This window comes from Microbacterium sp. RG1 (assembly GCF_005347485.1).
Lineage (GTDB): Bacteria > Actinomycetota > Actinomycetes > Actinomycetales > Microbacteriaceae > Microbacterium > Microbacterium binotii_A.
This window is the reverse complement of sequence record NZ_CP034121.1, coordinates 295,752-307,931: the sequence shown is the minus strand read 5'-3', so window position 1 is coordinate 307,931 and position 12,180 is coordinate 295,752. Positions and strand designations below refer to the sequence as shown.

Genomic DNA, 12,180 nt, shown 5'->3' with positions numbered 1-12,180 from the left:
CCCTTGATGAAACGTGTGTCAGCGCGTGACCGCACAGAAGGCCCAACAGACAGGCATTCGTCTACACCCAGCGCATGCTCGGGATACGCGCGACCGCATCGCGGGGATGTGTCGCGGGTATGAGTGCAGGGGTCACGCGGCCGGTTCGCAGATTGCGACGGAGGCCAGATTCACGTCAGTGACGTGGCACCCTCCGCGTTGTCCCTCACTGTACCACCCTTGAAGTCGACCGCGAGCATGAGCGCCTCCCACGGAGTGTCCGCGTGCGAGGCGACCAACTGGGCGGCTTCCAGACGGCGTCCGGGGCCGTCGGCGAGCACGAGCACGGACGGCCCCGCTCCCGAGACGACCGCCGCGAACCCCTCGCGACGCAGCGCCTGCACGAGGCGATCCGTCTCGGGCATGGCTGCGGCGCGATAACTCTGATGCAGTTTGTCCTCGGTGGCCGCCATGAGCAGTTCGGGGCTCTGCGTGAGCGCCGCGATCAACAGCGCCGAGCGCGACACGTTGAAGACCGCGTCCGCGCGCGAGAACTGGTCGGGCTGCAGGCCCCGCGCGACCGAGGTCGACATCGTGAACTCGGGCACGAAGACGATGGGGGACACACCGCGGTGCACGAGCAGCTTCTTGTGCTGCGGACCGCCCTCGTCGACCCACGCGATCGTGAGACCTCCGAAGAGCGCGGGGGCGACGTTGTCGGGGTGGCCCTCGAGCTCCGTGGCGAGCCGCAGCAGTGTGTCGGCGTCGAGATCCACGTCGCCCTCGAGCAGACCCTTGGCGGCCAGGAGCCCCGACACGACGGCGGCACCGGAGGAGCCCATGCCCCGCCCGTGGGGAATGACGTTGCGCGCCCGCAGGCGCAGGCCCGGCATGGGCCGACCCGCATCCGCGAAGGCGTATGCGATGGCCCGCACGACGAGGTGCGACGCATCGCGCGGCACCTGATCGGCGCCGGCACCGTCGACCTCGATCTCGAGCAGGCCCGGCTCGAGTGCTTCGACCTCGAGCTCGTCGTAGACGCTCAGCGCCAGGCCGAGCGTGTCGAAGCCGGGCCCGAGATTGGCGCTCGTGGCGGGCACGCGCACTGTCACCGCGCGGCCCACGGCGACCGTCATCGAGAGCCCTGCGGGGCGAGCTCCAGCACCGAGGCGACCTCCGAGACGGAGTTGTCCACGACCGTGGGGGCGACCTCGCCGCCGGACGCGTCGCGCAGGGCCCACTGCGGGTCTTTGAGACCGTGACCGGTGACGGTGAGCACGACGCGTGCGCCCGCGGGGATCACTCCGGCCTCGGCGCGGTCGAGCAGACCCGCGACGGAGATCGCCGAGGCGGGTTCGACGAAGACGCCGACCGTCTCGCTCAGCAGCTTCTGCGCGGCGAGGATGCGGTCGTCCTCGATCGCGCCGAACCAGCCGTCCGTGGCGTCGCGCGCCTCGAGGGCGAACTGCCAGGATGCGGGGTTCCCGATGCGGATGGCGCTGGCCACCGTCTCGGGGTTCTTGACGACCTCGCCGCGCACGAGCGGTGCGGAGCCAGCGGCCTGGAGGCCGAACATCCGCGGCACCTTGGTGGAGACGCCGCGCTCGGCCTCTTCGGTGTAGCCGCGGGTGTAAGCGGTGTAGTTGCCCGCGTTGCCGACGGGGACGATGTGGAAGTCGGGGGCGTCGCCCAACTGGGAGACGACTTCGTATGCAGCCGTCTTCTGACCGTCGATGCGGTCGGGGTTGACCGAGTTGACGAGGTGCACCGGATAGTTCGCGGCGAGCTCGCGCGCGATCTCCAGGCAGTCGTCGAAGTTGCCGCGGATCTGGATGAGCTTGCCGCCGTGCGCCACGGCCTGACTCAGCTTGCCCATCGCGATCTTGCCCTCGGGCACGAGCACGGCCGCGGTGATGCCGGCGTGCGCGGCGTAGGCGGCGGCCGATGCCGAGGTGTTGCCCGTGGAGGCGCAGATGACGGCCTTGGCCCCGTGCTCCACGGCGCGCGAGAGCGCCACCGTCATGCCGCGGTCCTTGAACGAGCCCGTCGGGTTCATGCCCTCGAACTTGACCCAGACCTCGGCACCGGTGCGGTGCGACAGCGCCGGTGCCGGGATGAGCGGGGTGCCGCCCTCGCCGAGGGTGACCACCGTGGAGGCGTCGGTCACGCCGAGGCGGTCGGCGTACTCGCGGAGGACTCCGCGCCAGAGGTGTGCCATGTCAGTCTCCTTCTACCCGCAGGACCGAGACGACCCGCTCGACGACGTCGCTGTCCGCGAGTCGATCGACCGTGTCGCTGAGATCCTGCTCGCGTGCTTTGTGCGTTCCGATGACCAGGCGTGCCCGGCCCGAGTCTGCGCCGTCCTCGGCGATGACCGTCTGCTCGACCGTCGCGATCGAGACGTGCCCCTCGCTCAGCGTGCCGGCGATGTGCGCGAGCACGCCCGCCTGGTCGCTGACCTCGAGCGTGATCTGGTAGCGCGTGTGCGCGTGGCCGATCGGCAGGACCGGCAGGTTCGCGCGCGTGGACTCCCCCACCCCCACGCCGCCGGCGATGTGGCGACGCGCCGCGGACACGACATCGCCCAACACCGCGGATGCGGTCTGCACGCCGCCCGCGCCGGCGCCGTAGAACATGAGCGAACCGGCCGCCTCCGCCTCGACGAAGACGGCGTTGTTGGCACCGTGGACGCTCGCGAGCGGGTGCGAGCGCGGGACCAGCGCCGGGTACACCCGCACCGAGATGGCCTCGCCCGTCGGCGAATCCTGACCGGTCAGCCGCTCGCACACCGCGAGCAGCTTGATGACGTAGCCGGCGTGACGCGCCGCATCCATCATCTGCGTCGTGATCGCGGTGATGCCCTCACGGTGGACGGACTCGAGCGGCACGGCCGTGTGGAAGGCGAGCGAGGCGAGGATGGCCGCCTTCTGTGCCGCGTCGTAGCCTTCCACGTCGGCGGTCGGGTCTGCCTCGGCGTAGCCGAGGGCTTGCGCCTGCGCCAGGACGTCGGAGAACTCCGCACCCTCGGTGTCCATCCGGTCGAGGATGTAGTTGGTGGTCCCGTTGACGATGCCCATGATGCGCTGAACGCGGTCACCGGCGAGCGAGTCGCGCAGCGGGCGGATGATCGGGATGGCGCCGGCTGCGGCCGCCTCGTAGTACACCTGCGCGCCGACCTGGTCGGCGGCGTCGAAGATCTCGGAGCCGTGGGTCGCCAGCAGGGCCTTGTTGGCCGTCACGACGTCCGCGCCGGAGTTGATCGCCTGCAGCAGATGGGTCCGCGCCGGCTCGATGCCGCCGATGAGCTCGATCACGATGTCGGCGCCGACGATGAGCGACTCCGCGTCGGTCGTGAAGAGCTCCTGCGGAAGCTCCACATCGCGCGGAGCGTCGACATCGCGCACGGCGATGCCGGCGAGCTGGAGACTCGCCCCCGCGCGGTCCGCGAGCTCATCGCCGTGCTTGAGCAGGAGGGCGGCGACCTGCGACCCGACGGCGCCGGCTCCCAGCAGAGCGACACGGAGGTGGCGATGGTCGATCATGAATCACCTTTCTGCGCGAGGAGCGCATCGCGGGCGAGAAGGTCGTCGACCGTCTCGCCGCGCACGATGACACGCGCCTCGGCGTCACGCACCGCGACCACCGGGGGCCGCGGCATGTAGTTGTAGTTGCTCGACAACGAGAAGCAGTAGGCACCGGTCGCCGGCACCGCCAGCAGGTCGCCGGGGGCGACGTCGGCGGGAAGGTACTCGGCGTTGACGACGATGTCGCCCGACTCGCAGTGCGAACCGACCACCCGCACGAGGGCGGGAGCCGCGTCGCTCACGCGGGAGGCGATACGGGCGGAGTAGTCGGCGCCGTAGAGCGCCGGACGGGCGTTGTCGCTCATCCCACCGTCGACGCTGACGTAGGTGCGCACAAGACCGTCGTCGAGCAGGACCGGCTTGACCGTGCCGACCTCGTACAGCGTCACACCGGCCGTCCCCACGATCGCTCGTCCCGGCTCGAACACCAGCGTCGGCACGGGCACGTCCAGGCGCGCGCAGGTCGCCGCGACCGCATCCACGATGGCGTCGGCGAGCTCCTCGATCACGGCGGGCTGCTGATCGCGCGTGTAGGCGATGCCGAAGCCGCCGCCGAGGTTCAGCACGTCGAGACCGCCGAGCTCCGCGTGGAGGGCGACGAGCCGCTCGGCGGATGCGGCGAAGCCGTCCGACCCGAAGATCTGGGAGCCGATGTGGCAGTGCAGGCCGACGAGCTCGACGCCGGGGATGGCGCGCAGGAGAGCCGCGGCCTCCCGTGCACCGTCGAGGGAGAAGCCGAACTTCTGGTCCTCGTGCGCTGTCGCGAGGAAGTCGTGGGTCTCGGCGTGGATCCCGGTGTTGACACGGATCAGCACGGGCTGGCGGCGAGCGGCGCCGTCGGTCACCGAGGCGAGGCGCACGATCTCGTCGACACTGTCCACGATGATCGTGCCGATTCCGATCTCGACGGCCCGCGCCAGCTCCCTCGCGGACTTGTTGTTGCCGTGCAGGCCCAGCAGCGACGGGTCCGCGCCGGCCGCCAATGCCACCGCCAGCTCGCCCGCGCTCGCGACGTCGATGCGCAGCCCTTCCTCGAGCACCCACCGCGCCACGGCCGCGGAGAGGAACGCCTTGCCCGCGTAATAGACGCGCGCCTGCGCACCGTGCCTTCCCGCGGCCCGCTGGAAGGCGGCGAGGATGCGACGGGCGCGGCCTCGCACCTCGTCCTCGTCGAGGATGTAGAGCGGAGTGCCGAAGCGTGCGGCGAGCTCTCCCGCATCCACTCCGCCGATCTGCAGACGGCCGTCGCGGCGCGACGCCGATCCGGGCCACACGACGGGCGCGAGGTCGTTCGCGTCGTCCGGCACGAGGAGCCACTCTTCGGCGGCAGCGCGGTCGTGCGAGGAGGACACTACGAGACCCAATCGGTGGTGAAGGGCGGCGGGATTCTCAGCGGCGGCGGAGCCGTCACGACACCCCGACGCGAGTCCCTTGAAGTCTAGGGCACCGCCTATGCCGCTCCCGCCATGCGTCAGGCGCAGGTGCCCTTCTCCCGCGCGCCGGCATCGGTGAGCAGCTCGCCCGCGATGTCGAAGTCGGCAGCGAGCCGATCGCCCTGCACCGCGACCCGGCTGAGCGTGAGGCCGCGAGGGAGGTACTGCGCGACGCACACCCGATACCCGGCGAGCAGAGGATCGGCGACGGAGCCGAACTGCGCGCGCAGGCCGTCCGAGGTCACCTCGGCGCCGGCGACGCTCAGCGACACCGGCGTGAGCACGAGCTGCCCGTCAGCCGCCGACGGGGTGAGCACCACGTCCACCGGCACCGCGAGGCCGAACACGGACAGCTGGGTCGAGGCGCTCACGTCCGGCTGGGCGATCGTGAGGCCGTCAACGGACACCGGCGCGGCCTCCGCCAGCAGTGGGCGCAGCTGGTCGGCATTCAGCGACACCGTCGCGTCTCCGGAGCCGAGCGTGAAGGGAGCGCGGATGCCGAGATCGCGAAGGGTCACCGACACGTTGCCGGTGAAGTCTCCGATCGTCACGTCGTCGGCGGAGATGCGCACCTGGCCCACCTCACCCAGCGCAAGATCCAGCAGCAACGAGGCATCCGCGATGTCCACATCGATCTGCTGGTCCGCGGCGAGATCGAGTCGCGACACGAGCTGCTGCTTGACGGCCTTCGTCACAAGGTCGCGCGCCACCCACTCCCCCGCGAAGAACGCGGCGACGATGAGGAGCAGAACGACCAGCACTGCGACGAGCCACGGCCACCGGCGGCGCCGGCGCACGGTGCGAGGCGCGTCGTCCTGGTCGTCGAACAGCCCCATCACCTCGCTCATGTCACATCCGCTCGGGCGCGCTGACGCCCAGCAGGTCCAGCCCGTTGCGCAGGACCTGGCCGGTCGCGTCGTTGAGCCACCGACGCGTGCGGTGCAGGTCGGTCACCTCGTCGTCGCCGAGCGGGATCACGCGGCAGTTGTCGTACCAGCGGTGATAGAGCCCCGCGAGCTCCTCGAGGTAACGGGCGATCCGGTGCGGCTCGCGCAGGTCTGCGGCGAAGGCGACCAGCCGCGGGAACTCCTGCAGTGCGCCGAGCAACGCCGACTCGGTCTCGTGGGTGAGCAGTTCGGGGGCGAACGCGGTGCGCTCCACCCCGGATGCGGCGGCGTTGCGCGCCACGTTGTGGGTGCGCGCATGGGCGTACTGCACGTAGAAGACGGGGTTGTCGTTCGTGCGCTTCTGCAGGATCTCGGGGTCGAGCGTGAGCGGGGAGTCGGCGGGGTAACGAGCCAGCGAGTAGCGCAGGGCATCGGTACCGAGCCAGGCGCGCAGGTCGTCGAGTTCGATGATGTTGCCCGCACGCTTGGACAGACGCGCGCCGTTGATCGAGACGAGCTGACCGATCAGCACCTCGATGTCCTTCTCGGGGTCGTCACCCGCCGCACCGGCGAGCGCCTTGAGTCGGTGGACGTAGCCGTGGTGGTCGGCGCCGAGCAGGTAGATCTTGTGCGCGAAACCGCGATCGCCCTTGTTGAGGTAGTAGGCCGCATCCGCCGCGAAGTAGGTGTACTCGCCGTTCGAGCGACGGATGACGCGGTCCTTGTCGTCGCCGAAGTCGGTCGTGCGCACCCAGACGGCGTCGTCCTGCTCGAAGACATGCCCCTGCTCCCGCAGGCGCTCGACCGCCTCGTCGACGAGACTCGGCGACCCGGCGTGCAGCACGCGCTCGGAGTACCAGACGTCGAAGTGGACGTTGAACTGTTCGAGCGAGGCCTGGATCTCGCCCAGCTGAAGGGCGTAGGCGAGCTCAGTGGTGAAGGCCAGCTGCTCCTCGGCCGAGGCGAACAGCACGCCGCCGGGCTGGCCGTTGAACTCCGCCGCACGCACGCGCTCGGCCAGGTCCTGGATGTAGGCGCCGACGTAGCCGTCCTCCGGGGCCGGCTCGCCCTTCACCGCCGCGAGCACGGAGCGGCCGAAGCGCTCCATCTGGGCGCCCGCGTCATTGATGTAGAACTCGCGCACGAGCGTGGCACCGCTGGCCAGGAGGAGGCGAGCGATGGCGTCGCCGAGAGCCGCCCAGCGCGTGTGTCCGATGTGGAGCGGACCGGTCGGGTTCGCGCTGACGAACTCCAGATTGATCGAGTTGCCGCGCTGGCTGGTGTTGGAGCCGAATGCCGCCCCCGCCTCGACGATCACCCGGGCGAGGGCCCCGGCGGCCGCGGCATCCAGACGGATGTTGATGAATCCGGGACCGGCGATCTCGACGGAGGCGATGCCGGCGACATCGCCGAGAGGGCCCGCGATCTCCGCTGCCAGCTCCCGCGGGTTCGCCCCCACCTGCTTGGCGAGCTTCAGGGCGATGTTGGACGCCCAGTCGCCGTGGTCTCGGTTCTTCGGACGCTCGAGGACGATGTCCGACACCGCGACCTCGACACCGGGGCGTCGCGCCTCGACGATCGGTGCGACGACGGCGTGCAGGGCGGCGGAGAGCTGTTCGGGATCCATAGGCGTCCCATTCTACGTTCGTCCGCCGTGACGCCCCGGCCCGCGTGGGCCGACCCGCTCAGGCCATCGGGACGAGCGCCGCGTGGTCGTCGACCGTTCCGTGTTCGCCCTGCACCGTCGCGTCCACCTCGAGCCGTTCCAGTCCCACGTACCCGCCGTGGTAGCTCAGGAATGCGCAGTCCGCCGCGTCCCTCCCCGTTCCGATCCGCACGAGCGAGGAGCGCGGGGCGAGCCGAGTGGCGTCGATGACGTTCCACTCGCCCTCGACGAGCACCTCGGCGACGGCGTGGAAGTCCATGGGATCGAGCCGGGGCGCGTAGCACGCGACATACCGCGCGGGCATGTCCATCGCACGCAGCAGCGCGATGACGAGATGAGCGTAGTCGCGACAGACGCCCTGTCCGCTGGCGAGGGTCGTGACCGCGCTGTCGGTTCCGAGACTCATCCCCGGCGTGTAGGTGACACTCGTGGCCACGAACTCGGAGACCGCCTCCGCGAGCCCGCGACCGCTCAACCCGCGGAAGAGTCGCCGCGCGGTGGCGAAGACCTCGTCCGACTGGGCGTAGCGGCTCGGGCGCAGGGCAGCGATCGTGTCGATCTCCGTCGTCGCGGGCGCCGTGCCCGCGCCGACGACCGCCTCGTAGCGCACCTGAAGAGACCCCGCCTCGCCCGTCAGACGGTGCAGACGGTTGCCGGCCGCATCCACGAGCTCCCTCGGCAGGAGCTCGCGCCCGTCCTGCACCAGGCTCAGCCGCTCGCTCACGACCCCCGCCGATCGCGCGACCGCGATCTGCAGGATGAGGTCGACGGAGGAGCCCAATTCGAGGTCGAGTTCGGCTCTCACTTGGCGCTGCACCGGCCCATCCTCGCACGCGGACCGAGGGCCGAGGCCCGCCGCATCCCTCTCGTGCATCCGCTCGGCCCCGTCGCGCCGTACGCTCGTGCCATGACCCGATCCGCCCGGCTTTCGCCGCGCCGCACGATCGCCGTGCTGGCGGCGCTGGCGATGGCGATCGCGTGCATCTGCGCCCTCGCACTGACCCGCCCGTGGGCGACCGGAGCGGTCCCGGTCAGTCGAGCGGATGCGGGTGGTGCCGCGCCCGCCCCGGTGTCGACCATCTCGCTGCCCGAGCACCCCCGCATCCTCGTTCTCGGCGACTCCTGGACGTATGGTTCCGCTGCCACCACGCCCACGCTGGGCTACGCCTACCTCCTCGGTCCGCTCATGGGCGGCGAGACGAGCGTGAACGGTTCACGAGGCAGCGGCTACCTCGTTCCCGGCATCGACGGCGGAACCTTCTCCGAGCGCATCGCCGAGTTGGATGCGTCCGACCAGCCCGACCTCATCGTCGTTCAGGGCTCGATCAACGATCGGAAGGTTCCCCTCGACGGCTACGACGAGGCCGTGCGCGGCGCCTGGGACGCTCTCAGCGCACTGTACCCCGACGCGCAGATCGTGATCCTCGGTCCCGCTCCCCAGGTCCTTCCGGTGGAGGCCGCGACCGCCGAGATCGACCAGCGGCTGAGCCGGGCGGCGGCGACACGCGGCTGGCCATACGTCTCGCCCATCGGCGAGCAGTGGATCACCCCGGAGAACCACCCGTGGGTCATCGACAGCGGGCCGGTCGGGCGCCATCACCCCACCACCGAGGGCCACGCGTACCTCGCGGAGCGGCTCACGGCAGCGCTCGAGGGCCTGCAGGCCGACTGAGCCCTCCTGGAGTGGCGGGCATTATGCACCCTTTCGCGGGGCAGGACCACCGGAACTCCGCCGGCCCGTCCGCTGGCTAACGTGAACGCCGGGGGCACGGCGACCCGCCGCGCCCGTGCCCGAGCGCCGGCCCCACCGTCGCCGTCCGGGAACCCACCTATCGGGCTGGTCCCGGGGCAGGAGTCGTCAACATGGGTATTGGAAGCGGAATCGCGCTTTTCGTGATCGGTGCGATCTTGGCGTTCGCCGTCAACGTCGACCTCGGCGGCTACGTCAACCTGAGTCTCATCGGTTACATCCTGATGGGCGCGGGAGTGCTGGTCTTCCTGATCAGCCTCATCCTCGTGATGCGTCGTCGTTCGAGCGTGTCGACCTCGCGCACGGCCGTCGACCCCGCCAGCGGCGAGCGCGTCACGACACGTCGCACCACGGACAACGGCGAACCCCTCGCCTGATACGTGTCCGACATCCTCGACGCCGTTCCCGCCGGGACCGGCTCACTCCTCGCCGGTCGCTACCGTCTGATCGAACGCGTCGGCAGCGGCGGCATGGGCACGGTCTACCGCGCTCGGGATGAACTGCTCGGCCGTGATGTCGCGGTCAAGCTCTTCCACTCCGAGCAGGCGGACGGCGTCGAGGACCGTCGGAAGGTCGGCGAGGCGACGATGCTCGCCTCGCTCTCGCATCCGAGCCTGGTCACCCTGTTCGACGCACGCATCGGGACCGAGGCTCCCAGCTACCTGGTCATGGAGTACATCGCCGGCCCGACCCTGCGTCAGCGTCTCGCGGAGGGCCCGATGGGGCTCGATGAGGCCGGCGGCATGGCGAGCGATCTCGCCGCGGCGCTGGAGGCCGTCCACGCGGCGGGGATCGTGCACCGCGACGTGAAGCCCTCCAATGTCATGCTCCGCCCGCGCGGCCCGAGGGCCGGCCGTGTCGGCTATCAGGCCGTGCTCGCCGATTTCGGCGTCGCGCATCTCGTGGACTCGACGAGGCTCACAACGCCGGGCGACGTCATCGGCACGGCCGCGTACCTCGCGCCCGAGCAGGTCCGCGGTCATGCACCGGTTCCCGCGTCCGACGTCTACTCGCTCGGGCTGCTGCTGATCGAGGCCATCACGGGCCGGCATCCGTTCGCGGATGCGCCGGCGGCGAGCATGCTGTTGGCACGTCTCACCCGCCAGCCCGATGTGCCGACGGGGATCGGTTACGCATGGCGTTCCCTGCTCACCGCGATGACCGTGCACGATCCCGCTTCCCGCCCGAGCGCGAGCGAGGCCCTCGAGCGGGCGCGAGTCCTTTCCGCATCGACGGCGACCGCCCCGACGCTCCCCCTGGATGACGCGCTGCTCGTCGCGACCTCGCCGATCGCGCTCTCGGCTCCCCCGGCGCAGGCTGCGGAGCCGGTCGCCCACCCGCGTCCGGTTTCGCCGCCCCATCGGCCCCGAGGCCGTCGTCGGGGGGTCGTGGCGCTCGCGGCGGCTGCCGGCATCCTCATCGCCGGGGCCACCGCGGTGGGCGTCACGAGCGTCCTGGCCCCGGTCCCGGTGGCCGAAGAGTCCGTCGTCCCCGCGCAGATGAGTACGGTCCCGGCAGACGACGGATCGGAGCAGACGCCCGCCGAGACGGTCGAGTCAGAGGACCAGACCGTGCAACCCGCCGACACCGACTCTCCGCAGCCCGCCCCGGTCACCGACCCGCAGCCTGGCCCGGTATCGGACAGCGGATCCAACCGCGGCCCCGGCAACAACAACGGGAACGGGAACGGACCCGGGAACGGGAAGAGGCCCTGACGGCGCAGGGACGCCACATCCCGACGTGATCCCGCCGTCCTCGGAGTCAGGACCGCTCAGCCGAGGAGCGATGCTTGACACTGGGGGTGAGAGACGAGGACTCCCGTGCCGTACGACATCGAAGAACTCCTGCGCCCGCCGTCGGCCACTGCCGCGCTCGCGCTGCAGGCAGCTGAGCGGTGGTGCTCCCCCGCCGTGCTGCGGCACAGCCTGCGCTCCTGGATCTGGGCGCGTTCGCTCGCGGATGCGGAGGGCCTGGACTACGACGCGGAACTGCTCTTCGCCGCCGCCGCGCTGCACGACATCGGTGTGGCGGAACCGTTCGACGCGCATCGGACGCCGTTCGAGAGCGCCGGAGGCGCCGCCGCCTGGCTGTTCGCGGCCGGAGCGGGCTGGCCGACCGAGCGCCGGACCCGGCTGCAGGAGGTCATCGAGCGCCACATGTGGGTCGAGGTCGATCCGGCCGTGGACATCGAGGGCCACCTGCTGGAGGTCGCGACGAGCCTGGACGTCGCGGGGCGGGCTGGTCGAAGTGGGATGCGCAGCTTCTGCGCGTCGTGATCGCACGACTGCCGAGGGCGGATTTCGCCGCCGAGTTCGACGCGGCGATCCGGGATCAGGCCGAACGCAAGCCCGCCTCCGCCGCGGCACGGCTCGCGCGGAGCGGACGCATCGCGGACGGCGAGCTCACCTGGCTCTCACTCGTGCGCTGATCCGCCTCAGCCTGGTGGGCCTCCACCCTCAGTCGGCCCGCGCGAACGGTCGCGAGGCATCGACGATGCGCCGCAGCGACACCGCCGCCTCCCATCGATCGAGCGCGCTCGATCCCGACGAGTGCCGGATGCGGCGACAGTAGGCGGCGAGCGCCGCATCGCGTCCCCCAAGCGGCCGACAGACAGCGCGTCCCGCGGCAGCGTAACGTCGAAGGCCGCGGGGAATCGAGGCAGCGGGGCGCGCCGACGAGGGCGGCGCGCCCCCATGGGCGCCGCGAGATCATGGCCGGGGCCTCGACGTGCACCCGCGCGTCGCCCCGTTCGCGTCGGGCATGAAGAAGGCCCCGATCCGCGGAAGGATCGAGGCCTCTTGTACGCCGTGCCCCCGGAGGGATTCGAACCCCCGACCTACGGTACCGGAAACCGGCGCTCTATCCCCTGAGCTACGGAGGC

General features: G+C 70.9%; 12 protein-coding genes and 1 tRNA gene. 5 read left to right on the top strand and 8 right to left on the bottom strand.

Annotated features, from left to right (window positions below):
• Positions 1 to 170: 170 nt before the first annotated feature.
• The 7 genes from thrB to EHF32_RS01360 all read right to left on the bottom strand — a co-directional run bounded on the left by thrB (position 171) and on the right by EHF32_RS01360 (position 8,366).
• Positions 171 to 1,115: a homoserine kinase gene (thrB, locus tag EHF32_RS01390; protein ID WP_137416458.1), complete on the bottom strand. Its 945-nt coding sequence runs from the start codon at positions 1,113 to 1,115 to the stop codon at positions 171 to 173.
• The gene (thrC, locus tag EHF32_RS01385) at positions 1,112 to 2,197 is read right to left on the bottom strand and encodes a threonine synthase (RefSeq protein WP_137416457.1); all 1,086 of its coding nucleotides are present in this window, start codon (positions 2,195 to 2,197) and stop codon (positions 1,112 to 1,114) included. Before thrC ends, thrB begins: the two co-directional genes overlap by 4 nt.
• Before the next feature lies 1 nt (position 2,198).
• A complete protein-coding gene (locus EHF32_RS01380) occupies positions 2,199 to 3,521 on the bottom strand; it encodes a homoserine dehydrogenase (protein WP_137416456.1) in 1,323 nt (440 codons plus the stop codon).
• A complete protein-coding gene (gene lysA, locus EHF32_RS01375) occupies positions 3,518 to 4,915 on the bottom strand; it encodes a diaminopimelate decarboxylase (protein ID WP_137416455.1) in 1,398 nt (465 codons plus the stop codon). Before lysA ends, EHF32_RS01380 begins: the two co-directional genes overlap by 4 nt.
• A gap of 119 nt (positions 4,916 to 5,034) precedes the next feature.
• A complete protein-coding gene (locus EHF32_RS01370; protein ID WP_137416454.1) occupies positions 5,035 to 5,844 on the bottom strand; it encodes an LmeA family phospholipid-binding protein in 810 nt (269 codons plus the stop codon).
• 1 nt (position 5,845) lies between these two features.
• Positions 5,846 to 7,510, bottom strand: coding sequence for an arginine--tRNA ligase (locus EHF32_RS01365; RefSeq protein ID WP_137416453.1), 1,665 nt, complete (start codon positions 7,508 to 7,510; stop codon positions 5,846 to 5,848).
• Positions 7,511 to 7,568: 58 nt separating this feature from the next.
• Positions 7,569 to 8,366 carry a transglutaminase-like domain-containing protein gene (locus EHF32_RS01360; protein ID WP_137416452.1) on the bottom strand — a complete coding sequence of 266 codons (798 nt, stop codon included), beginning with the start codon at positions 8,364 to 8,366 and terminating at the stop codon, positions 7,569 to 7,571.
• A 90-nt stretch (positions 8,367 to 8,456) separates the two neighbouring features.
• Between EHF32_RS01360 and EHF32_RS01355 the strand changes: the two genes are divergently transcribed.
• From EHF32_RS01355 to EHF32_RS15955, 5 genes are all read left to right on the top strand, one after another.
• Positions 8,457 to 9,221, top strand: coding sequence for an SGNH/GDSL hydrolase family protein (locus EHF32_RS01355; RefSeq protein WP_238343761.1), 765 nt, complete (start codon positions 8,457 to 8,459; stop codon positions 9,219 to 9,221).
• Positions 9,222 to 9,412: 191 nt separating this feature from the next.
• Complete coding sequence (locus EHF32_RS01350; protein WP_137416451.1) at positions 9,413 to 9,676, top strand: DUF6458 family protein; 264 nt, start codon at positions 9,413 to 9,415, stop codon at positions 9,674 to 9,676.
• Between the two features lie 3 nt (positions 9,677 to 9,679).
• The gene (locus tag EHF32_RS01345) at positions 9,680 to 11,014 is read left to right on the top strand and encodes a serine/threonine-protein kinase (protein ID WP_137416450.1); all 1,335 of its coding nucleotides are present in this window, start codon (positions 9,680 to 9,682) and stop codon (positions 11,012 to 11,014) included.
• Positions 11,015 to 11,119: 105 nt separating this feature from the next.
• Positions 11,120 to 11,575: an HD domain-containing protein gene (locus tag EHF32_RS01340; protein WP_202876830.1), complete on the top strand. Its 456-nt coding sequence runs from the start codon at positions 11,120 to 11,122 to the stop codon at positions 11,573 to 11,575.
• The gene (locus EHF32_RS15955) at positions 11,572 to 11,727 is read left to right on the top strand and encodes a hypothetical protein (protein ID WP_202876829.1); all 156 of its coding nucleotides are present in this window, start codon (positions 11,572 to 11,574) and stop codon (positions 11,725 to 11,727) included. The genes EHF32_RS01340 and EHF32_RS15955 overlap by 4 nt, the downstream gene beginning before the upstream one ends.
• Before the next feature lie 380 nt (positions 11,728 to 12,107).
• Here the strand turns inward: EHF32_RS15955 and EHF32_RS01335 are convergent.
• A tRNA-Arg gene (locus EHF32_RS01335) sits at positions 12,108 to 12,180 on the bottom strand.

Coding starts and splice junctions, on each gene's coding strand:
- EHF32_RS01380 (WP_137416456.1), bottom strand. CDS start 3,521: ATGATCGACCATCGCCACCTCCGTGTCGCTCTGCTGGGAGCCGGCGCC.
- EHF32_RS01350 (WP_137416451.1), top strand. CDS start 9,413: ATGGGTATTGGAAGCGGAATCGCGCTTTTCGTGATCGGTGCGATCTTG.
- EHF32_RS01365 (WP_137416453.1), bottom strand. CDS start 7,510: ATGGATCCCGAACAGCTCTCCGCCGCCCTGCACGCCGTCGTCGCACCG.
- EHF32_RS01355 (WP_238343761.1), top strand. CDS start 8,457: ATGACCCGATCCGCCCGGCTTTCGCCGCGCCGCACGATCGCCGTGCTG.
- thrC (WP_137416457.1), bottom strand. CDS start 2,197: ATGGCACACCTCTGGCGCGGAGTCCTCCGCGAGTACGCCGACCGCCTC.
- thrB (WP_137416458.1), bottom strand. CDS start 1,115: ATGACGGTCGCCGTGGGCCGCGCGGTGACAGTGCGCGTGCCCGCCACG.
- EHF32_RS01370 (WP_137416454.1), bottom strand. CDS start 5,844: ATGAGCGAGGTGATGGGGCTGTTCGACGACCAGGACGACGCGCCTCGC.